Annotated in this window: 19 protein-coding genes and 1 tRNA gene; 15 read left to right on the top strand and 5 right to left on the bottom strand. The window is 66.7% G+C overall.

Annotation, left to right across the window (positions count from 1 at the left end):
* Positions 1–9: 9 nt before the first annotated feature.
* On the bottom strand, positions 10–1251 hold the full coding sequence (locus tag CHB77_RS02780; RefSeq protein WP_089386724.1) for an AGE family epimerase/isomerase: 1242 nt from the start codon (positions 1249–1251) through the stop codon (positions 10–12).
* Positions 1252–1444: 193 nt separating this feature from the next.
* On the opposite strand from CHB77_RS02780, the gene CHB77_RS02775 reads away from it, so the two are divergent.
* The 4 genes from CHB77_RS02775 (at position 1445) to CHB77_RS02760 (ending at position 6237) form a co-directional block, all read left to right on the top strand.
* Complete coding sequence (locus CHB77_RS02775) at positions 1445–2446, top strand: TerC family protein (protein ID WP_207303004.1); 1002 nt, start codon at positions 1445–1447, stop codon at positions 2444–2446.
* A gap of 138 nt (positions 2447–2584) precedes the next feature.
* Entirely contained in the window at positions 2585–3856 is a 1272-nt protein-coding gene (locus tag CHB77_RS02770; protein ID WP_089386626.1) for a hemolysin family protein, read from the top strand.
* Positions 3857–3899: 43 nt separating this feature from the next.
* Positions 3900–5099: an acyl-CoA dehydrogenase gene (locus tag CHB77_RS02765; protein WP_089386625.1), complete on the top strand. Its 1200-nt coding sequence runs from the start codon at positions 3900–3902 to the stop codon at positions 5097–5099.
* Positions 5092–6237 carry a CaiB/BaiF CoA transferase family protein gene (locus tag CHB77_RS02760; protein ID WP_089386624.1) on the top strand — a complete coding sequence of 382 codons (1146 nt, stop codon included), beginning with the start codon at positions 5092–5094 and terminating at the stop codon, positions 6235–6237. Before CHB77_RS02765 ends, CHB77_RS02760 begins: the two co-directional genes overlap by 8 nt.
* Positions 6238–6289: 52 nt before the next feature.
* Here CHB77_RS02760 and CHB77_RS02755 read toward each other — a convergent pair whose 3' ends face one another.
* On the bottom strand, positions 6290–7036 hold the full coding sequence (locus CHB77_RS02755) for a Bax inhibitor-1/YccA family protein (RefSeq protein ID WP_089386623.1): 747 nt from the start codon (positions 7034–7036) through the stop codon (positions 6290–6292).
* A 117-nt stretch (positions 7037–7153) separates the two neighbouring features.
* Positions 7154–8146: an NADPH:quinone oxidoreductase family protein gene (locus tag CHB77_RS02750; protein WP_242626484.1), complete on the bottom strand. Its 993-nt coding sequence runs from the start codon at positions 8144–8146 to the stop codon at positions 7154–7156.
* Between the two features lie 144 nt (positions 8147–8290).
* Here CHB77_RS02750 and CHB77_RS02745 point away from each other — a divergent pair, with 144 nt between their 5' ends.
* The 6 genes from CHB77_RS02745 (at position 8291) to CHB77_RS02720 (ending at position 16385) form a co-directional block, all read left to right on the top strand.
* Positions 8291–8650 (top strand): helix-turn-helix domain-containing protein, encoded by a 360-nt coding sequence (locus CHB77_RS02745; RefSeq protein ID WP_089386621.1) that lies wholly within the window; start codon positions 8291–8293, stop codon positions 8648–8650.
* A gap of 130 nt (positions 8651–8780) precedes the next feature.
* Complete coding sequence (locus tag CHB77_RS02740) at positions 8781–9575, top strand: inositol monophosphatase family protein (RefSeq protein WP_089386620.1); 795 nt, start codon at positions 8781–8783, stop codon at positions 9573–9575.
* A complete protein-coding gene (mgtE, locus tag CHB77_RS02735) occupies positions 9572–10960 on the top strand; it encodes a magnesium transporter (RefSeq protein WP_089386619.1) in 1389 nt (462 codons plus the stop codon). Before CHB77_RS02740 ends, mgtE begins: the two co-directional genes overlap by 4 nt.
* Positions 10957–11502 carry a 5-formyltetrahydrofolate cyclo-ligase gene (locus tag CHB77_RS02730; RefSeq protein WP_089386618.1) on the top strand — a complete coding sequence of 182 codons (546 nt, stop codon included), beginning with the start codon at positions 10957–10959 and terminating at the stop codon, positions 11500–11502. Before mgtE ends, CHB77_RS02730 begins: the two co-directional genes overlap by 4 nt.
* A gap of 455 nt (positions 11503–11957) precedes the next feature.
* Positions 11958–15545, top strand: coding sequence for a vitamin B12-dependent ribonucleotide reductase (locus tag CHB77_RS02725; RefSeq protein WP_089386617.1), 3588 nt, complete (start codon positions 11958–11960; stop codon positions 15543–15545).
* 183 nt (positions 15546–15728) lie between these two features.
* On the top strand, positions 15729–16385 hold the full coding sequence (locus tag CHB77_RS02720) for a hypothetical protein (RefSeq protein ID WP_089386616.1): 657 nt from the start codon (positions 15729–15731) through the stop codon (positions 16383–16385).
* Between the two features lie 12 nt (positions 16386–16397).
* Here CHB77_RS02720 and CHB77_RS02715 read toward each other — a convergent pair.
* Positions 16398–16472 (bottom strand) — tRNA-Glu (locus tag CHB77_RS02715).
* Positions 16473–16671: 199 nt separating this feature from the next.
* On the opposite strand from CHB77_RS02715, the gene gatC reads away from it, so the two are divergent.
* The 4 genes from gatC to CHB77_RS02695 are packed head-to-tail and all read left to right on the top strand — an operon-like array spanning position 16672 to position 19469.
* Positions 16672–16959: an Asp-tRNA(Asn)/Glu-tRNA(Gln) amidotransferase subunit GatC gene (gatC, locus tag CHB77_RS02710; RefSeq protein WP_089386615.1), complete on the top strand. Its 288-nt coding sequence runs from the start codon at positions 16672–16674 to the stop codon at positions 16957–16959.
* Entirely contained in the window at positions 16956–18437 is a 1482-nt protein-coding gene (gene gatA, locus CHB77_RS02705; RefSeq protein WP_089386614.1) for an Asp-tRNA(Asn)/Glu-tRNA(Gln) amidotransferase subunit GatA, read from the top strand. The genes gatC and gatA overlap by 4 nt, the downstream gene beginning before the upstream one ends.
* Positions 18438–18468: 31 nt before the next feature.
* Positions 18469–18825: a hypothetical protein gene (locus CHB77_RS02700; RefSeq protein WP_089386613.1), complete on the top strand. Its 357-nt coding sequence runs from the start codon at positions 18469–18471 to the stop codon at positions 18823–18825.
* On the top strand, positions 18822–19469 hold the full coding sequence (locus CHB77_RS02695; protein ID WP_089386612.1) for an N-acetylmuramoyl-L-alanine amidase: 648 nt from the start codon (positions 18822–18824) through the stop codon (positions 19467–19469). Before CHB77_RS02700 ends, CHB77_RS02695 begins: the two co-directional genes overlap by 4 nt.
* Here the strand turns inward: CHB77_RS02695 and CHB77_RS02690 are convergent.
* The gene (locus CHB77_RS02690) at positions 19466–19861 is read right to left on the bottom strand and encodes a DUF2147 domain-containing protein (protein WP_165456164.1); all 396 of its coding nucleotides are present in this window, start codon (positions 19859–19861) and stop codon (positions 19466–19468) included. The two genes, CHB77_RS02695 and CHB77_RS02690, sit on opposite strands and share 4 nt — an antisense overlap.
* A gap of 109 nt (positions 19862–19970) precedes the next feature.
* Here CHB77_RS02690 and CHB77_RS02685 point away from each other — a divergent pair, with 109 nt between their 5' ends.
* Positions 19971–20648 carry an SOS response-associated peptidase gene (locus CHB77_RS02685; protein ID WP_089386611.1) on the top strand — a complete coding sequence of 226 codons (678 nt, stop codon included), beginning with the start codon at positions 19971–19973 and terminating at the stop codon, positions 20646–20648.
* The last annotated feature ends 64 nt before the right edge of the window (positions 20649–20712 follow it).

Raw genomic sequence — 20712 nt, 5'->3', positions numbered from 1 at the left:
ATCCCCCGATCAGGATTTCAGCGGTCTTGCCCCGGCCAAACCTTGCGCATGGCGCGACAGGCCGGGGACCAGCGGGAACAGATCGGCCTGCAAGGCGTGATAGATGTCGGGCTTGCCCTGGAATTGCCCGGTGGCCGGGCGGTCGCCGGCCCCCGGCTCGGGGAACCAGCCGCCCCGGCCATGGTCGATCAGATGCGCGTCGGCAAAGCGCCACAGGCGGCGATACCAGTCCTGATCGCAGGGCCGGGGGTCCAGTTTCAGCAACGCGGCCAGGGCGCCGATCGCCTCGGTCACGGGCCACCAATAGCGGTCGGGTCGGGCCACGCGGCCATCGAAATCCAGCGTATAGGCCAGCCCGCCCCCCGGCAGCCAGGCATCGGCAAGCGCGGTGTCCACCAGGTGCCGCGCCTGCACGGGGGCATCCGTGCCCGGCCGCCCCGCCAGATCCCACCAGTGCAGCAGCAACCGCGCCATCTCGAACGAATGGCCCGGCGTGGTGCCCGCCGGGCGGAACATCGGATCGCCCTCGTATCCCGGATCGGGGCGCCAGGCGGCATCGTAATGTTCGGGGATGCGCCAGCCGTTCCGGGCCGCCTGTCCGCCGATGAAGAACGCCAGAATCCCGCCGGCCCGGCCCAGGTATTCACCGCCGCCGGTGGCTTCGTGCGCGGCCAGCAGCGCCTCGGCCCCGTGCATGTTGGCGTTCATGCCGCGATAGGCGGAAAAAGGCTGCCAGTCGCGGGTGAATTCATCGCGCAGCAGCCCTGCCCCCTTGTCCCAGAACCGATCCTCCAGCACCTGCGCGACATCGGCCAGCAGACGGTCCGCGTCGGGATGGCCCGCCAGTTTCGCGGTCGATGCCGCCAGCAGCACGAAGACATGGCCATAGGCCAGTTTCGTGCCGTCGGCCACCGCATCGCCCTGCACGGACCAGACATAGCCGCCGTGCCGCGCATCGCGATGCCGCCGCCACAGCAGGTCCATCCCCCGGTCGATGACGCCCGCGCGGTCCGCCCGCCCCGCCAGATGCGCAAGGCCATAGGAATGGACCAGCCGCGTCGTGGTGTGCAATTCCAGCGGGCCGTCCCCCAGCGGCCGCCCCGCCAGGCCCAGTGTCCGGAAATCGCCGTCATTCCCGACGCTTGCGTCAAAGAATTCCAGTGCCGCCAAGGCGTCGCGGATCAAAAACCGGCGGTGGGCCGGATCCTCCGGCCGGCAACCGTCCGCATCGCCCAAATCCGTGCGCTCCATTCCGTTTTCCATTCTTTCCCCCGGTCCCCTCTTGAAATCGCCACCCGACCCTGCCATGTCTGCGCCCAGCGGGACCGGGCCCCTCTGACGGCAGCAATGCCGTGATGTCGGACCGCATCGAGCGTGCTCGATGCAAATGGACCTGTCCTTCAGCCCTTTGGCATCGATGCACCACAGCAACGATGAGGGCAAATTGGAACTTCTTCTTCTGACATTTCTGGGCACGCCGCTGTGGATGTGGCTGGTGTTCATCACCCTGGTCATCGCGCTTCTGGCGTTCGACCTGGGCATCCTGCACAAGGACAACCACGAAATCGGCGTCGCGGAAAGCCTGCGCATGTCGGCCATGTACATCATCCTGGGCCTGGCTTTTTCGGGTTTCATCTTCTGGCAGATGGGCACCGAGCCTATGGCCCAGTACCTGACCGCTTTCGTGGTCGAAAAGACCCTGGCGATGGACAACATCTTCGTCATCGCGCTGATCTTCGGCTTTTTCGCGATTCCCCGCGAATACCAGCACCGGGTGCTGTTCTGGGGCATCCTGGGCGTGATCGTGCTGCGCGGCATCATGATCGGCCTGGGTGCCACGCTGGTCGAACACTATGCCTGGATCCTGTACCTGTTCGCGGTGTTCCTGATCTTCACCGGCATCAAGATGCTGTTCGTGAACGAGGCGTCCCACGACCTCAGCGGCAACAAGCTGGTGCGGTTCATGCGCAAGCGGTTCCGCGTTACGGACGAACTGCACGGCAACGCGTTCATCGTGAAAAAAACCCATCCCCGGACCGGCAAGGTCGTGCGTTTCGCCACGCCGCTGCTGCTGGCGCTGGTGATGATCGAGATCGCGGATCTGGTCTTCGCCGTGGATTCGGTCCCGGCGGTGTTCACGATCACCACGGATCCGTTCATCGTCTATACGTCGAACATCTTCGCGATCCTGGGCCTGCGGGCGCTGTATTTCGCCCTGGCCGCGATCCTGCACCGCTTTGCCTATCTGAAATACGCGCTGTCGCTGCTGTTGGTGTTCATCGGATCCAAGATTTTCATCGCCGATGCGATGGGCTGGGAAAAGTTTCCGCCCACCTGGTCGCTGGGCATCACCTTCGCGATCCTGGGCGCAGGCGTCGCCTTTTCGCTGTGGAAGACCAACGGCAAGAAGCCCGAGCCGATCGGGTCGCATTCGCCGGGTGAATAACCCGCCCACCGATCACGGGGCGCCCGCCGGGGCGCCCCTTTCCCGTTTATGTCCGGCAAAGCGGTCTTCATGCCTTTGCACCGGCGCCCGCTTCGTGCACATTGCCACACAGCCCGACGTGTTGGACCCAATCGCTCGATGTTTCTTGAAATCCTGATTGTCCTGCTTCTGACGATGTTCAATGGCGTCCTGGCCATGTCGGAACTGGCCATTGTGTCCGCCCGGCCCGCCCGGCTGAAGGTCATGGCGGCCGAGGGCAGCCGCGGCGCGGAAATCGCCCTTGACCTGGGCACCGAACCGGGCCGGTTCCTGTCCAGCGTGCAGATCGGCATCACCCTGGTCGGCGTGCTGTCGGGGGCCTTTTCCGGCGCCACGCTGGGCACGCGGCTGGCGCAGGCGCTGATGGAGGCCGGGCTGTCCCCTGCCATGGCCCGGACGCTGGGGGTGGGTGGGGTGGTCGTGCTGATTACCTATCTGTCGCTGATCGTGGGCGAACTGGTGCCCAAGCAGATCGCCCTGCGGGCACCCGAAGGCGTGGCCAGCCGCATCTCGCCGCTGATCCTGTTCATTTCCCGCATCGCCGCGCCCATCGTCTGGATCCTGGACAAGTCCGGCAAGGCCCTGCTGGCGCTGCTGGGCCAGTCAGGCGAATCCGACCGCGGCATCTCGGACGAGGAAATCCGGGTCATGCTGTCCGAAGCCCGCACCGCCGGCGTGATCGAACCGGCCGAGACCGAGATGATCGCGGGCGTCATGCGCATCGCCGACCGCTCTGCCCGCGGGCTGATGACGCCGCGCCACGAGGTCGAGGCCGTCGATGTCGCCGATACCCCTGCCGATGTGCTGCAAAAGTTCCGCGACAGCCGCCGGTCGCGCCTGCTGGTCCGCGACGGCACCGACGACGAGATCATCGGCGTCATCACCCTGCGCGACCTGCTGTCGACCGATGTCGCCGACCTGCGCCCCCTGGTGCAGGAGGTGCCGGTCATCCGCGAAGGCCTGCCCGCCCTGAACGTCATCGAGGAATTGAAGGCCAGCCCGGCCCACATGCTGCTGGTCTATGACGAATACGGCCATTTCGAGGGCATGATTACCGCGATGGACCTGCTGGAGGCGATCGCGGGCGATTTTCCCGAACCGGGCGACGACGAACCCAAGGCCGTGCAGCGCGACGACGGCAGCTGGCTGGTCGCGGGCTGGATGCCCGCCGACGAATTCGCCGAAATGCTGGGCGTATCCTTGCCCGAGGATCGCGATTACCAGTCCGTCGCGGGCCTGGTGCTGGAACGCGCGGGCGTGCTGCCCGATGTCGGCGCCCGCGTCACCTGGAGCGGCTGGCAGATCGAGGTCGTGGACCTGGACGGCCGCCGAATCGACAAGCTGCTGGTTTCTCCTCTGTCCGAGGCGTGACGGGGAACCCGGCAAACAAGACCAACGCCGAGAGGAGAAGCGGATGTCCACCACCTCGCACAAGGGCGCGGCCTTCGACTGGGCCGATCCGTTCCTGCTGGATGACCAGTTGACCCAAGAGGAACGGATGATCCGCGACAGCGCGGCGGCCTTTGCCGCCGACCGGCTGGCCCCGCGCGTCACCGACGCCTATCTGAACGAAACGACCGACCCCGAGATCTTTCGCGAGATGGGCGCGGCGGGGCTGCTGGGCGTCACCGTGGACGACGCATACGGCGGCGTCGGCGCGTCCTATGTGGCCTATGGCCTGGTCGCGCGGGAAATCGAGCGGATCGATTCCGGCTATCGCAGCATGGCCTCGGTCCAGTCGTCGCTGGTGATGTTCCCGATCGAGGCCTATGGCAGCGAGGACCAGAAGCGACGTTATCTGCCCCGGCTGGCGACGGGCGAATTCATCGGCTGTTTCGGTCTGACCGAACCGGATGCCGGATCCGATCCCGCTGGAATGAAGACCCGCGCCCGCAAGGTCGACGGCGGCTATGTGCTGAACGGCGCCAAGACCTGGATCAGCAACAGCCCTATCGCCGATGTCTTCGTGGTCTGGGCGAAATCTGACGCCCATGGCGGCAAAGTGCGCGGCTTCGTGCTGGACAAGGGCACGAGGGGCCTGTCCGCGCCCAGGATCGAGGGCAAGCTGAGCCTGCGCGCCTCCGTCACCGGAGAGATCGTGTTGGAGGATGTCGAGGTTCCCGAGGACGCCCTTCTGCCCGGCGCCGAGGGGATGGGCGGGCCGTTCGGCTGCCTCAACCGCGCGCGCTACGGCATTTCCTGGGGGGCGATGGGGGCGGCCGAGGATTGCTGGTTCCGCGCCCGCCAGTACGGGCTGGACCGTCGCCAGTTCGACCGCCCGCTGGCGGCGACCCAGCTGTTCCAGAAAAAGCTGGCCGACATGCAGACGGAAATCGCCCTGGGTCTGCAAGCCAGCCTGCGCGTGGGCCGGTTATTCGACGAGGGCCGCTTTGCGCCGGAAATGATTTCCATCGTCAAGCGCAACAACTGCGGCAAGGCCCTGGATATCGCGCGGATGGCCCGCGACATGCACGGCGGCAACGGCATTTCCAGCGAATACCACGTCATCCGCCACGCGCAGAACCTGGAAACCGTGAACACTTACGAAGGCACCCATGACGTCCACGCGCTGATCCTGGGGCGCGCGCAGACGGGGATCCAGGCCTTTGGCTGAACCGCCGCTGAAGGGCCTGCGGGTCGTCGAACTGGCGCGCATCCTGGCCGGGCCATGGATCGGACAGACGCTGGCCGACCTGGGGGCCGAGGTCGTCAAGGTGGAATCGCCCGAGGGCGACGATACCCGCCGCTGGGGACCGCCCTTCATCGACCGAACCCGCGCGGATGGGACCACCGAACGGGTCGCCGCCTATTTCCACGCGGCGAACCGGGGCAAGACCTCGGTGGTCTGCGACTTCAACGACCCGGCCGACCTGGACCGGCTGCATGGGCTGATCGCCCAGGCGGATGTGGTGGTCGAAAATTTCAAGGTCGGCGGGCTGGCCCGTTTCGGGCTGGACTACGGCACGCTGTCGGCGCGCCATCCCCGGCTGGTCTATGCCTCGATCACCGGCTTCGGGCAGGACGGGCCGCGGGCGTCGCAGCCGGGTTACGATTTCCTGATCCAGGGCATGAGCGGCATCATGGACCTGACCGGCGATCCAGGGGGAGAGCCGCAAAAGGTCGGCGTGGCCTGGATCGACATCTTCACCGGGCTTTACGGCGTGATCGCCGTGCAGGCGGCGCTTGCGGAACGCGCGCGGTCGGGACGCGGACAGCATCTGGATGTGTCGCTGCTGGATTGCGGAGTGGCGGTGCTGGCCAATCAGGCCACCAATTACCTGCTGGGCGGGACGGTGCCGCACCGGCTGGGCAACGCGCATCCCAACATCGTGCCCTATCAGTTGTTTCCGGCCTGCGACGGCCACCTGATCGTGGCCTGCGGCAACGACCGGCAATTCGCGGCGCTGTGCCGGGTGCTGGATCTGCCCGACCTGCCCGATGACCCCGCCTTTGCCACCAACCCCGCCCGCGTGGCCCATCGCGACCGGCTGGCGCCGATGCTGGCGGCCGCCACCGCGCGTCGCAGCCGCGCCGCCCTGATCGCCGCTCTGGAGGCCGCAGGCGTTCCCGCAGGCCCGGTCAACGACGTGGGCGAGGCGCTGTCCGACCCCCAGGTCGCCGCGCGCGGCCTGCGGATCGCCCCGGAAGGCATCGCGGGCCTGCGCACGCCGATCCGCCTTGGCCGCAGCCCCCTGACCCACGACCGCGCCGCCCCCGCCCTGGGACAAGGGGAATGGCGGTTCACGCAATGAAAAACCCCCGCCGAAAGGGCGGGGGCTGGATGTTGTCAGGCTGCGCTGCGGATCATTCGCGGTTGCCCATGAAGGACAGCAGGAACATGAACAGGTTCAGGAAGTCCAGATACAGCTGCAAGGCGCCCATGATGGCGGTCTTGCCCAGGAAATCCCGGTCCGACCCGGCCAGTTGCAGATAGGTGTTCTTGATGTTCTGCGTGTCATAGGCGGTCAGGCCCGCAAAGATCAGCACGCCCAGGATGGAAATCGCAAACTGCATCCCCGACGATTGCAGGAAGATGTTCACGATCGACGCCACGATCAGGCCGATCACCCCCATGATGAGGAAGCTGCCCCACCCCGAGATGTCCTTTTTCGTGGTATAGCCCCACAGCGACAGGCCCGCGAAGGCGATGGCCGTCACCAGGAAGGTCTGCACGATCGAGGTGCCGGTATAGACCAGGAAGATCGAGCTGATCGACAGACCCATCAGCGCGGCAAAACCATAGAACAGCATCGTGGCGGCCGACACCGACAGCCGGTTGATCGCCGCCCCGAAGGCAAAGACGACCAGCAGCGGCGCGAACATGATGACCCATTTCAGCGGCGAGGCATAGATCGCCGTGCCCAACTGCGTCAGCTGCCCCGACGCATCGACCGCGGCGGCGCTGATTCCGTAGGCTGCGACGGCGGTTACACCCATGCCGACCGCCATCAGCCCATAAACCTTGCTCATGTAGGCCCGCAGTCCCTCGTCAACGACCGCCTGCCGGGTGCCGACGCGCTGCGTGGTGCGGTACGTGTTGTAATCTGCCATCAATCTCTCCCCTGAAAGGCTGTCGGATGGTGACCGACATATGCGGTCCATATTGGCACGATACGCGATTCATTCAATGCCGAAGGCGCGTCAAATCGGCGCGGTTTCACAAGGATGTCACAGGGTCAGGACGATCTTGCCGACCGACCGGCGGCTGCGCAGCAGCGCGAACGCCTCGGCGATCTGGTCGATGTCCATGACCTGCCCCGCAGCCGGGGCGATGCGGCCGTCCGCGAACATTCGGAACAGGCTTTCCATGCTGGCTGACAGGGCCTGCGGATCCAGTCCGGCATAGCCGCCCCAATAGAACCCGTGAATGGCGATGTTCTTGACCAGGGCATGGTTCAGCGGCAGCATCGGCGGCCTGCCGCCCGCAAAGCCGATGGCCAGGAACCGCCCGCCGGGCTTCAGGGCGCGAAATGCGGCCTCGCCGGCGCTGTCGCCCACGGCGTCATAGACCACGTCGGCCCCGCCCAGATCCCGCAGCGCGGATCTGAGGTCGGGACAGTCGGCGCTGTCGACGACGTGATCGGCCCCCGCCGCGCGCACCGCATCCAGCCGGTCCGGCCCCCGCGCCACGCCGATGACGCGCGCCCCCATGGCCCGCCCGATCTCGACCGCGGTCAGCCCGACGCCCCCCGCCGCGCCCAGCACCGCCAGGGTTTCGCCCTCGCGCAGGGCGGCGCGCGCGGTCAGCGCCAGATGGCTGGTCCCATAGGCGATCTGGAACCCGGCGGCCTGTTCAAAGCGCATCGCCGCGGGCAAGGGCCGGCAGGCCGCGACGGGCACGGCCATCCGTTCGGCCATGGTGCCCGCCGCCAGCACCGCGATCCGGTCGCCCGGCGAGAATCCGCTGTCCTGCGGCGCCTCGATCACCTCTCCGGCGCCCTCGAGACCGGGGACGAAGGGCGGCTCCTGGCGTTCCTGATATTCGCCCCTGGCCTTCAGCAGGTCGGCAAAGTTCAGCGCGGCCGCCCGGATGCGCACCAGAACCCGGTCCGCCGCCCCCAGCGGCGCCGGAACGCTGCGCAGCACCGGCTCGCCCCCCAGTTGTTCGACCTGCGCGATTCGCATGAAAGCCGAAGCCGAGGACACGGAAGTTTTCGTCAAATCTGTCATCCCCTTATGTGCGGACCCGCAACGGCCATCCAGAACCTGTCTTTTTGGTCAGAAGCGGGCGCGTTAACCAGTTTAACACTCGAAAATTGAGAAGCCCTGGGTTAGTGCTTCCTTAGATTGCAAGAGGTGGTAACGATGAAACACGGTGTTGATGTTCATGTTGGCAAGCGGATCCGCCATCGTCGCTGGATGATCGGAATGACCCAACAACAGCTGGCCGACAAGGTTGGTATCAAGTTCCAGCAGATCCAGAAATACGAAACCGGCATGAACCGCGTCTCGGCCTCGCGGCTGTGGGACATCGCGCGCGCCGTCGATGTGCCGGTCAGCTTCTTCTTCGAAGGGCTGCACGAAGGCGACATGCCCCACGACATTGCGGGCGACATCCTGGCCGACAAGGAGGCGCTGCAACTGGTCCGCGCCTATTACACGATGCCCGTCGCGCAGCGCCGCCAGATCTTCGAACTGGCCCGCGTCCTGTCCGACGCCGCCTGATCGTTCCAGGCGCGCGGCACAAGGGTGTCGCGCGCCCGACACGATCCGGGTGTCAAATCCGTCCTGTCGCCACTGGCAGGACGATCCCGTTCGGGTTAGTCCTGCCTTGGATCGGGCCACGGGAACAATCATGCAGGACGCGCAGGACATCATCAATGCGGCGCACCAGATGGCCGACGCCGCGGGCGCGGCGATCCTGCCGTTCTTCCGCATCGCCGGCCTGGCCGCCGAGAACAAGTGGCAGACCGGCTTTGACCCCGTGACCGAGGCCGACCGCGCCGCCGAACGCGCCATGCGCGGGGTGCTGGCGCGGCTGCGCCCCCACGACGCCATCCTGGGCGAGGAGTTCGGCGCGACCCACGGCACCAGCGGCCTGACCTGGATTCTGGATCCCATCGACGGCACCCGCGCCTTTCTGTGCGGCGCGGCCAGCTGGGGGGTGCTGATCGGGCTGTCGGACGGGCGGGACATCCGCTATGGCCTGATCGACCAGCCTTTCACCCGCGAACGGTTCGAAGGCGGTCTGGGCCGGGCGCATCTGGTCACGGACGGGGCCAGCCGTGCCCTGGCCGTGCGCAGCGGCGTCGATCTGGCGCAGGCCACGCTGCTGACCACCTATCCCGAGGTCGGCACGGCCGAGGAAGCCGCGGCCTTTCGCCGCGTGGCGGCACGGGCGCGGCTGACGCGATACGGCCTGGACTGCTATGCCTATGCGCTGCTGGCCCTGGGCCAGGTCGATCTGGTGATCGAGGCCGGCTTGCAGCCCTATGACATCGCCGGGCCGCTGGCGGTGGTCCGGGCGGCGGGCGGCATCGTCACCGACTGGCAGGGCGGCCCCGCGCAGGGTGGCGGCCGGGTGATCGCCGCCGCCACGCCCGAGCTGCACCGCGCGGCGCTGGAATTGCTGAACGGGGGCGCGGCATGACCGACCAGACGCCCGCCCCGGACAATCACACCGACGATGACGAATTCCTGCCCCGCCGCGAATTGCTGGACCGGATCGACGCGGCCATCGACGCCGGCGATGCGGGCCTGCTGAACGCCCTGCTGGAGCCGATGCACGGCGCCGACATCGCCGACATCATCGAACGGCTTGTTCCCGCCCGGCGGCGCGTCTTCCTGACCCTCTACTCTGGCGAGATCGACGGCGAGATCCTGTCCGAGATCGCCGATTCCATCCGCGACGAGGTGATCGACCAGCTTCCGCCCGAGGTCGTCGCCGAAGCCGTCCGAGAGATGGACAGCGACGACGTGGTCGATCTGGTCGAGGACATGGACGAGCCGGACCGGCAGGAAATCCTGGCCGCCCTGGACGCCACCGACCGCGCCGCCGTCCAGCAGTCGCTGGCCTATCCCGAATATTCCGCGGGCCGCCTGATGCAGTCCGAGGTCGTGACCGCGCCCGAGCACTGGACCGTGGGCGAGGCCGTGGCCTTTCTGCAATCCGAGGACTGGCTGCCCGAACAGTTCTATCACATCGTCCTGGTCGATCCGCGCCGCCATCCGCTGGGCTATGTCACGCTGGGCCGGCTGCTGGCATCCGCCCATGCGACGCTGCTGCGCGACATCACCGAAGACAGCTTCCGCACCGTCAGCGCCTTTGCCGAGGAAGCGGACGTGGCTTATGCCTTCAACCAGTACCACCTGATTTCCGCCCCCGTGGTGGACCGCGACGACCGGCTGGTGGGCATCATCACCATCGACGACGCCATGGCCGTCCTGGACGAAGAGCACGAGGAGGACATCCTGCGCCTGGCCGGGGTCGGCGACGAATCCAGCCTGACCGACAGCGTGATGCAGACCGCACGGCAGCGGGTGCCCTGGCTGGCCACCAACATCCTGACGGCCGTGGCGGCGGCATCCGTGATCGGGCTGTTCGAAGGGTCGATCGCGCAGCTGGTCGCCTTGGCGGTGCTGATGCCGATCGTGGCGTCGATGGGCGGCAACGCGGGCACCCAGACGCTGACCGTCGCCGTGCGCGGGCTGGCCACCAAGGGGCTGACCAAGGACAATTCGGTTCGCGTGATCCGGCGCGAGGCGGTCGTGGGCCTGTTGAACGGCGCGATCTTCGGACTGGCCATCGGAACCGTGACCTATCTGTGGTTCGGCAGCTTCGGCCTGGGCGCGGTGATCGGGCTGGCGATGATTATCAACCTGACCATCGCCGCCCTGGCGGGGATCCTGGTGCCGCTGACCCTGAACAAGCTGGGCGCGGATCCGGCGCTCGCCTCGCCCACCTTCGTGACGACGGTGACCGACGTGGTGGGATTCTTTGCCTTTCTGGGACTTGCGACGGTGATGCTGCTGTGAGCGATGCGGACAAATCCGCGCTGCGCGCCCGTGCCCTGGCGGCCCGCGACCAAGGCGGCGACCAGGATGCGCTGACCCGCCACCTGATCGCCGCCCTGGCGCCGCATCGTGGGCAGGTTCTGGCGGGATATTGGCCCATGCGCAACGAGGCCGATCCCCGCCCGGCCATGGATGCCCATGACGGCCCCCTGTGCCTGCCGGTGGTTCCCGGCAAGGCGGTGCCGCTGGTGTTTCGCCAGTGGAGAGGACAGCCGCTGGTGCCCGGTCCTTTCGGGACGGCGCATCCCGATGATTCGCAGCCCGTCCTGGTGCCCGCCGTCCTGATCGTGCCGCTGGCGGGCTTTGACCGGGGCGGCAATCGCATCGGCTATGGCGGCGGCTATTACGACCGGACCCTGCAATTGCTGCGGGATTCGGGCCATGCCACCGCCATCGGTCTGGCGTTCGCGGTGCAGGAACTGGCCGAAATTCCGGCCGAGCCGTTCGATCAGCCGCTGGACCTGATCGTCACCGACCAAGGCCCGATCCGTCCGTTCGGGTGAGCGCATGGCGATTGTGACAAGTTTGCATCGGTTGTGCAAAACCCCTGTCCAAGTCGGGGGACAAGGCTGTGGATAACCGTGGGACGGGCCATTCCAACCCCCTGTCACCCCCACGAATATCGCGGATCCCGCCCTGTTGACGATCCGTCCTTGCAAGCGTCTGTGAACGAATCCTTCCGCCCCTCTGCACCGCCCGAGTCAACCGGAATCTGCCGATTTATCCCCAAATAAAATCGTTGCATCGGCGGACCAACAGGATCAATTTTGTGGTCTGCGGCGTTGGTCATACCAGATGTGGTGACAGGTGAGCGATAATCACCAAGACCCGTCGCTTCGTGATTTGAACCAGCGGGCGGCCTGGCCGTCCGAACCCATCGCTGCGGCGCATGGGGCGGCTGATGGCCGCGTGGCGCAAGTCGCGGAACCCGAGGGACGAACGGAAAAGGGCAACGGCCATGAAGATCGAACGGCGTTTCACCACCCCCGCAGGCGGCGCGTATGGCGATATCGCCTTCGCCACCACCACCAGCGAAATCCGCAACCCGGACGGCACGGTCGTCTTTCGCAACGACCGCGTGGAAATTCCCAAGGGGTGGAGCCAGGTCGCCAGCGACGTGATCGCCCAGAAATACTTTCGCCGGGCCGGCGTCCCGGCCCGTTTGAAGCGCGTCAAGGAAAAGGGCGTCCCCGAATTCCTGTGGCGCGGCGTGGCCGACGACGCGGCCTTGGCGGATTTGCCCGCCGACCAGCGGTTCGGCGGCGAAACCAGCGCCCGGCAGGTCTTCGACCGGCTGGCCGGGGCCTGGACCTATTGGGGCTGGAAGGGCGGATACTTCACCAGCGAAGCCGATGCCCGTGCCTATCACGACGAGATGCGCTTCATGCTGGCCCGGCAGATGGCCGCCCCGAACAGCCCGCAGTGGTTCAACACCGGGCTGCACTGGGCCTATGGCATCGACGGCCCGTCGCAGGGCCATTTCTACGTCGATCACCAGACCGGCACGCTGGTGAAATCCGACAGCGCCTATGAACATCCCCAGCCCCATGCGTGCTTCATCCAGTCGGTCAGCGACGATCTGGTGAACGAGGGCGGCATCATGGACCTGTGGGTCCGTGAGGCGCGCCTGTTCAAATACGGCTCGGGCACCGGCACCAACTTTTCCTCGCTGCGCGGCGAGGGGGAAAAGCTGTCCGGCGGCGGCAAGTCCAGCGGGCTGATGGGGTTTTTGAAGATCGGCGACCGGGCGGCGGGCGCCATCAAATCGGGCGGCACCACGCGCCGCGCGGCCAAGATGGTGATCTGCGACATGGATCACCCCGACATCGAACAGTTCATCAACTGGAAGGTCATCGAGGAACAGAAGGTTGCCAGCCTTGTCGCCGGGTCCAAGGCGCACGAGGCGCGGCTGAACGACATCTTTGCCGCGATCCGCGCGGGCGACGGCGAGACGGACCCGGCGAAGAACGACGGGCTGAAAGCCGCAATCCGCGCCGCCAAGCGGGCGATGATCCCGGAAACCTATGTCAACCGCGTGCTGCAATACGCGCGCCAGGGTTTCGACAGCATCGAATTCCCGACCTATGACACCGACTGGGACTCCGAGGCCTATGTCAGCGTCTCGGGCCAGAATTCGAACAACTCGGTCCGGGTGACGGATGCCTTCCTGCAAGCCGTGCGCGACGATGCGCCCTGGGAACTGCTGCGCCGCACCGACGGCACGGTCGCCAAGACCGTCAGCGCCCGCGACTTGTGGGATCAGGTCGGCCATGCCGCCTGGGCCTGCGCCGATCCCGGCATCCAGTTCCACGACACGGTGAACGCCTGGCACACCTGCCCCGAGGATGGGCCGATCCGCGGCAGCAATCCGTGCAGCGAATACATGTTCCTGGACGACACCGCCTGCAACCTGGCGTCGATGAACCTGCTGACCTTCTTCGCAGATGGCCGCTTCGACGCCGACGCCTATGTCCATGCCACCCGGCTGTGGACGGTGACGCTGGAAATCAGCGTGCTGATGGCGCAGTTCCCCAGCAAGGAGATCGCGCAACGCAGCTATGACTTCCGCACGCTGGGCCTGGGTTACGCCAATATCGGCGGGCTTCTGATGAACATGGGCCTGGGTTACGACAGCGACCGGGGCCGCGCGCTGTGCGGCGCGCTGACGGCGATCATGACCGGCGTAGCCTATGCGACCAGCGCCCGGATGGCAGCGGAACTCGGGGCCTTCCCCGGCTATGCCAAAAACGCCCATCACATGCTGCGGGTGATCCGCAACCACCGCGCAGCCGCCCACGGCACCGGCGCCTATCAGGCGGTGAACGTGGCCCCCGTGGATCTGGACGGCGACAACTGCCCCGACGCCCGTCTTGTCGCCATCGCGCGCCAGGCCTGGGACGAGGCGCTGTCCCTGGGCGAGGATCACGGGTTCCGCAATGCCCAGGTCACGGTGATCGCGCCGACCGGCACCATCGGTCTGGTCATGGATTGCGACACCACCGGGATCGAGCCGGACTTTGCCCTGGTCAAGTTCAAGAAGCTGGCGGGCGGCGGCTACTTCAAGATCATCAACCAGTCCGTGCCCGCCGCCCTGGCGACCCTTGGCTATGCCCCCGCGCAGGTCGAGGAGATCGTGGCCCATGCCGTTGGGCATGCGTCCCTGGGCAATGCGCCCTTTATCAACCACACCGCCCTTGCCGGTCACGGCTTCGGCCTGGCCGAGATCGACAAGATCGAGGCCTCGCTGGCGACGGCCTTCGACATCCGCTTCGTCTTCAACCAGTGGACCCTGGGCGAGGATTTCTGCAAGGGCACGCTGGGCATCCCGGCGGGCAAGCTGGCCGATCCGACCTTCGACCTGCTGCGCCACCTGGGGTTCACCAAGGCCCAGATCGACGCGGCAAACGACCATGTCTGCGGCACCATGACCCTGGAAGGCGCACCGCATCTACGGGCCGAACACCTGCCCGTCTTCGATTGCGCCAACGCCTGCGGCAAGACCGGGACGCGCTATCTGTCGGTGGACAGCCACATCCGCATGATGGCGGCGGCGCAGTCCTTCATCTCGGGCGCGATCAGCAAGACGATCAACATGCCCAACAGCGCCACCATCGCCGACGCGCTTGCGGCATACGAGCTGTCCTGGTCGCTGGGGATCAAGGCCAACGCGCTCTATCGCGACGGCTCCAAGCTGTCCCAGCCCCTGGCATCCGCCCTGATCGAGGACGACGAGGAGGCCGAGGAAATCCTTGCCACCGGCAGCGCCCAGGAAAAGGCCACCGTCATCGCCGAAAAGATCGTCGAACGGATCATCGTCAAGGAGGCCGTGCGCCACGCCCGCGAAAAGCTGCCGCAGCGCCGCAAGGGATACACGCAAAAGGCGGTCGTGGGGGGCCACAAGGTCTATCTGCGCACCGGCGAATACGACGACGGCAAACTGGGCGAAATCTTCATTGACATGCACAAGGAAGGCGCGGGTTTCCGGGCGATGATGAACAATTTCGCCATCGCCGTGTCCGTGGGCCTGCAATACGGCGTGCCGCTGGAGGAGTTCGTGGACGCCTTCACCTTCACCCGGTTCGAGCCGGCGGGCATGGTCCAGGGCAACGACAGCATCAAGAACGCGACCTCGATCCTGGATTACGTGTTCCGCGAACTGGCCGTCAGCTATCTGGACCGCACCGACCTGGCGCATGTCAAACCCGAGGGCGCGCGCTTCGACGACCTGGGCGGCGGCGAGCGCGAGGGGCTGAACGTCGCCCCGGTCAGCGAACAGGCCGAATTGAAATCCCTGACCATGCTGAAACAGATCAGCAGCGCCGGATACCTGCGCAAGCGCCTGCCGCAGGATCTGATGGTCTTGCAGGCGGGGGTATCGGCCACCGCGATCGCGACGGCCGAGCCTGCCGCCCTGGACCTGCGCGCCAAGGCCCGGATGCAGGGATACGAGGGCGATCCCTGCGGCGAATGCGGGAACTATACCCTCGTGCGCAACGGCACCTGCATGAAGTGCAACACCTGCGGGGGAACAAGCGGCTGTAGCTGATGACAGCGGCGGGGGCGCGAAACCGACCGATTTGCGCCCCAACATATTGAAAGAACGGCAGGTATCGCCTCCAGGCGGAACCTGTCGAATCGACAACTCGACCCATATCCAAAAAAAACTTATAATTATTGACAGGTGCTTGGCAAAGTCAAGCGCCTCATTGTCGCATGAAGGATAGTTCCAATGGTGACAGTTTTTTCGTTCATCGGCAGCGCCCTGTTGTCCGCCAGCATCCTTGCGGCGCCCGCATGGAGCGCGACCGTCACGGTATTGCCGGGCGCCCCGGCCGGGGGCAGCCCCATTGACCTGACCGTCGGCGATTTCGAACGCATCGGGAATTGCGGCGGCGGCGGATCGGTCGTCGGCGATGGCTGCGCGGCCCTCGTCAAGACCGATCCGGCTGCACCCGACGCCTTCGGCCGCTTTGACCCCTTGGGCGACTACTGGATCGACAGCCAGGACATCAACGAATTGAAATGGACGGTGCGGTCGCCGACGGCGTTCACCGCCTTGTCCTTTGCGCTGACCGACGCGCATGACCAGCTGGACAGCTTTTTCACCATGTCGTTCGACGGTGGCGGAAACTGGACCCCGATCTGGGACATCGCCGCGCGCCGGGACAACGCCAATCTGTACTGGCTTTCCGTCGATTTCGGACAGGCCATGACCGAGGTGGCGTTCCTGTTTTCCACGAAGGTAAGGCCCGGCTTTGACGGATATGGCATTTCAGCCCTGTCGATCACGCCGGCCCCGGCCCCGGTTCCCCTGCCGCCCGCAGGGCTGCTGCTGGCCAGCGGCACCCTGCTGATTGTCCGCTTGCGCAAGCGCAAGTCGTCGTGATCGAAGGGAAAATGGCAGCCCGTAGGGGAGTCGAACCCCTCTTTTCAGGTTGAAAACCTGACGTCCTAACCGATAGACGAACGGGCCACTTTGCAACGCGACTGGTCACGACCGGCGGCGTGGGGCGGTGTTTAGGGAAAGCCGCGCAGGGGCGCAAGGGGAAAAATCCGCCCCTTCGCCAAAATTCTTGCGTTCAGGCGGACCCCGGCCGGACCTGTCGCCCCTGCGGTTCTTGCAGGGGCGCAGCGGGGGCTGTAAACCGCCGACCAACGAAAGGACACCGCCCATGTCGATCACCGAGGATCAGGCCCGCAAGGTTGCCCATCTGGCGCGCATCGCGGTCGATGACGCCGCCTTGCCCGCCCTTGCGCGCGAATTGAACGGCATCCTGCATTTCATGGAACAGTTGAACGAGGTCGATGTGGATGGCGTCGAGCCGATGACCGGCGTCACCCCCATGCGGCTGAAACGGCGGCAGGATGTGGTGACGGCGGGCGGCATGGCAGACCGGATCCTGTCGAACGCCCCCGACACGCGCGAGGGGTTCTTTGCCGTGCCGAAGGTGGTGGAATGACCGATCTGAACCGACTGACCATCGCCGACGCGCGCGACGCCCTGCGCAAGGGCGACACGACCGCCGCCGACCTGACCGAAGCCTGCCTGACCGCCATCGACGGCGCGGACGCGCTGAACGCCTTTGTCCATCACACCCCCGACATGGCGCGCGACATGGCCGCAGCCGCCGATGCCCGCATCAAGGCAGGCGACGCGACCGCCATGACCGGTATTCCGCTGGGCATCAAGGACGTGTTCTGCGTGCGGGGCGTGCCGTCCCAGGCCGCCAGCCGCATCCTGCAAGGGTTTCGCCCGGAATACGAATCGACCGTCACCCGGAACCTGTGGAACGCGGGCGCGGTGATGCTGGGCAAGCTGAACCAGGACGAATTCGCCATGGGTTCGGCCAACGAATCCAGCTGCTATGGCCCCGCTGTGAACCCGTGGAAGGTCGATGACCGGCACCTGACGCCGGGCGGATCGTCGGGGGGATCGGCGGCGGCGGTGGCGGCCGACCTGTGCCTGGCCGCGACCGGGACGGATACCGGCGGATCGATCCGCCAGCCCGCGGCCTTTACCGGGATTGTCGGTCTGAAGCCCACCTATGGCCGGGTCAGCCGCTGGGGGGTGATCGCCTATGCGTCATCCCTGGACCAGGCCGGGCCGATGACCAAGACGGTGCGCGACGCCGCGATCATGCTGGGCGCGATGGCATCGGTGGACCCGCAGGATTCGACCAGCGCCGACCATCCGGTCCCCGATTACGAGGCGGCGCTGACCGGCGACATCCGGGGCAAGCGCATCGGCGTCCCGCGCGAATACCGCGTGGACGGGATGCCCGCCGACATCGACGCCTTGTGGCGCAAGGGCGCGGACATGCTGCGCGACGCCGGAGCGGAAATCGTGGACATCAGCCTGCCGCACACGAAATACGCCCTGCCCGCCTATTACGTGATCGCCCCGGCCGAAGCGTCCTCGAACCTCGCCCGCTATGACGGCGTGCGCTATGGCCGCCGGGCGCGCCTGGGCCAGGGCGACGGCATCACCGAGATGTACGAAAAGACCCGCGCCGAGGGGTTTGGCCCCGAGGTGCAGCGTCGCGTGATGATCGGCACCTATGTGCTGTCGGCGGGCTTTTACGACGCCTATTACAACCGCGCCCGCAAGGTCCGCGCGCTGATAAAGCGCGACTTCGACAAGGCCTTTGCCGATGGCATCGACGCGATCCTGGCGCCGACCACGCCGTCCGCGGCATTCCCGCTGGGGTCGCTGGATCAGTCCGATCCCGTGCAGGCCTATCTGAACGACGTGTTCACCGTGACGCTGAACCTGGCCGGTCTGCCGGGCATCGCAGTTCCGGTGGGTCAGGACGCGCAGGGTCTGCCGCTGGGCCTGCAACTGGTCGGCAGGCCGTTCGAGGAAGGCGATCTGTTGAACCACGCGCTTGTTCTGGAACGCGCCGCCGGATTTGTGGCCAAGCCCGACCGCTGGTGGTAGGGTCGGCCCGGTGGCAGGTCATGGAGGCACGATGCGCGGCTGTCTGATCCTTTCGGTGCTGGCGCTTGCCGGCTGTGGCGAACATCTGGGCTGGAACCCGAACTACAATTTCGCGGCCACCCGATACGGCGAATACCGCGCCACGCGCGAGGCGGCCCTGGTCACGGGCGCGGAATCGCCCAAGACCATCCCGGTCGCCCGGCCTCTTTACGCGCCCACCGCCGTCCAGATCGCCGGGCAAAATCCGGTGCCGGTTCCGGCGACCATGGGCGTCGGGCAGGCGCGGGCCATCCGGCCTGCGCAGGCCGCGACCCCGACGCGGCCCGCCAATGCGCCGGTCGTGATCGTGCCCCCGGCCATGCGCGCGGGCGACCAGCCGCCGCTGTGACCGGGGACCATCCAAGCCCCAACCACGGCGACCGGCGCGGCGCGCGCCCGGAACTGATCGTCCTGCACTACACCGGCATGGCCGACACGGCCGAGGCCCGTGCCCGCCTGTGCGACCCGGCGGCCCAGGTCAGCGCCCATTGGCTGATCCACGAGGACGGCCTGACCGAGGCCCTGGTCCCCGAGGATCGCCGCGCCTGGCACGCGGGCGCCGGATCCTGGCAGGGCCGCGACGACGTGAATTCCCGCAGCATCGGAATCGAGATCGCCAATCCCGGCGACCGCCCCTTTCCCATGCGCCAGATGGATGCCCTGGTTTTCCTGCTGCGACAGGTCATGGCCCGCTGGCGGATCGGTCCTCATGCGGTGATCGCCCATTCGGACATGGCCCCGGATCGCAAGATCGACCCCGGCCCCCGTTTCGACTGGCAGCGGCTGGCGCGCGAAGGGCTGGCGGTGGCGGTGGCGGCGCAGCAAGGCCACGACACGCCGCTGGAAGCCAGCCTGACCCGGATCGGCTATCCCCCCGCCGATCCGGCGGCCCGTCTTGCCGCGTTCCGACTGCGCTTTTGCCCCTGGGCGGATGGTCCCGAATCCGAATCCGACCGCCGCATCGCCGCCCACATCGCAGCAGTCCTGCCCTAGCGGACCCGTGTCCAGGTTCCCGCGTTCCGGCAGATCATCATGATGCAGCCGCCCACCTCCAACCGATCGCCGCGCAGCCGCAGACGCGCGGTATAGCCGCGCCCGGTTTCGGGATTGACGATCCGGCCCTTGCCATAGGTTCCGTCGCCCGCCGCCTGCACATCGACCAGAATGCTGGCGCCCAGATCGTCCGCCGCGACGGCTTGGCCCGATGCATCGAAGGTCCGCACCACCGTCCCGCACAGCCCGCCCCCGCAGGGCTTGATCTCCACATGGCCGAAGCCGCCGTCGCGGCCGGGCTGGGTCCGCCAGATCCCCGCCAACGGGTCGGCGGCCACCGCCGGCTGACCGGCAAGGACAAAGCTGAAAGCGGCAAGCGTGGCGATCCTCATGCGTGCAACCATAATCGGAAGACGCATCTTGGCAAGGGGCGCACGCGGCGCCCGCACGGGGAACGTCCGATCCGCGCCGGCGTTCTGTTGCCATCGACACCGGATCGCCATGTGCAACCTGTATTCCCTGACCCAAGGCCAAGACGCCATCCGCCGCATCTTTGCCCCCGTTCTGCGGGATGGCGGGGATCTGCGCGACAGGACGGGCAATCTGCCGCCGCAGCCCGGCATTTTTCGCGATTACGCCGCCCCGATCATCCGAAACAGCCCCGACGGGTATGACCTGATACGCGCCCGCTGGGGAATGCCCTCGCCCGCCTTTGCGCTGAAGGGCAAGCGCACCGATCCGGGTGTGACGAATATCCGCAACACCGGATCGGCCCACTGGCGGCGGTGGCTGGGGGTGCAGCATCGCTGCCTGGTGCCCTTCACCAGCTTTTCCGAACTGGACGCCCGCCCCGGCGCGCCGCGCAACCATCCGGTCTGGTTCGCCCTGGACCACGACCGCCCGCTGGCCTTCTTTGCCGGCCTGTGGACGCGGTGGACCTCGGTCAGAAAGCTGAAGGAAGGCGAGGTGACGGCTGATCTGTATGGTTTCCTGACCTGCGATCCCGATGCGACGGTGGCGCCCGTTCACCCCAAGGCTATGCCCGTGATCCTGACCCGGCCCGACGAATGGCGCCGCTGGCTGACCGCCCCCACGCCCCTGGCCCTGACGCTGCAACGCCCCCTGGATGACGGACTGCTGCACATCGTCGCTGAAGGCCGTCGGGACGATGGCGCCTGACCCGCACCTTGCGCCCCCGCCCCTGCCGCCCCTATCTTCAAGACCCATCCCCCCGGAGGTTTAC

It is taken from the genome of Paracoccus sediminis, assembly GCF_900188295.1.
GTDB classification, from domain to species: Bacteria; Pseudomonadota; Alphaproteobacteria; order Rhodobacterales; family Rhodobacteraceae; genus Paracoccus; species Paracoccus sediminis.
The sequence above is the reverse complement of the archived record's forward strand: the minus strand, read 5'-3'. Positions and strand labels throughout refer to the sequence as shown.

Excerpts from the sequence above, each read along its gene's own strand:
- CHB77_RS02780 (WP_089386724.1), bottom strand. The coding sequence starts at position 1,251 with ATGGAGCGCACGGATTTGGGCGATGCGGACGGTTGCCGGCCGGAGGAT.
- CHB77_RS02770 (WP_089386626.1), top strand. The coding sequence starts at position 2,585 with ATGTTTCTTGAAATCCTGATTGTCCTGCTTCTGACGATGTTCAATGGC.
- CHB77_RS02765 (WP_089386625.1), top strand. The coding sequence starts at position 3,900 with ATGTCCACCACCTCGCACAAGGGCGCGGCCTTCGACTGGGCCGATCCG.
- CHB77_RS02755 (WP_089386623.1), bottom strand. The coding sequence starts at position 7,036 with ATGGCAGATTACAACACGTACCGCACCACGCAGCGCGTCGGCACCCGG.
- CHB77_RS02745 (WP_089386621.1), top strand. The coding sequence starts at position 8,291 with ATGAAACACGGTGTTGATGTTCATGTTGGCAAGCGGATCCGCCATCGT.
- CHB77_RS02740 (WP_089386620.1), top strand. The coding sequence starts at position 8,781 with ATGCAGGACGCGCAGGACATCATCAATGCGGCGCACCAGATGGCCGAC.
- mgtE (WP_089386619.1), top strand. The coding sequence starts at position 9,572 with ATGACCGACCAGACGCCCGCCCCGGACAATCACACCGACGATGACGAA.
- CHB77_RS02725 (WP_089386617.1), top strand. The coding sequence starts at position 11,958 with ATGAAGATCGAACGGCGTTTCACCACCCCCGCAGGCGGCGCGTATGGC.
- CHB77_RS02720 (WP_089386616.1), top strand. The coding sequence starts at position 15,729 with ATGGTGACAGTTTTTTCGTTCATCGGCAGCGCCCTGTTGTCCGCCAGC.
- gatC (WP_089386615.1), top strand. The coding sequence starts at position 16,672 with ATGTCGATCACCGAGGATCAGGCCCGCAAGGTTGCCCATCTGGCGCGC.
- gatA (WP_089386614.1), top strand. The coding sequence starts at position 16,956 with ATGACCGATCTGAACCGACTGACCATCGCCGACGCGCGCGACGCCCTG.
- CHB77_RS02700 (WP_089386613.1), top strand. The coding sequence starts at position 18,469 with ATGCGCGGCTGTCTGATCCTTTCGGTGCTGGCGCTTGCCGGCTGTGGC.
- CHB77_RS02690 (WP_165456164.1), bottom strand. The coding sequence starts at position 19,861 with ATGAGGATCGCCACGCTTGCCGCTTTCAGCTTTGTCCTTGCCGGTCAG.
- CHB77_RS02685 (WP_089386611.1), top strand. The coding sequence starts at position 19,971 with ATGTGCAACCTGTATTCCCTGACCCAAGGCCAAGACGCCATCCGCCGC.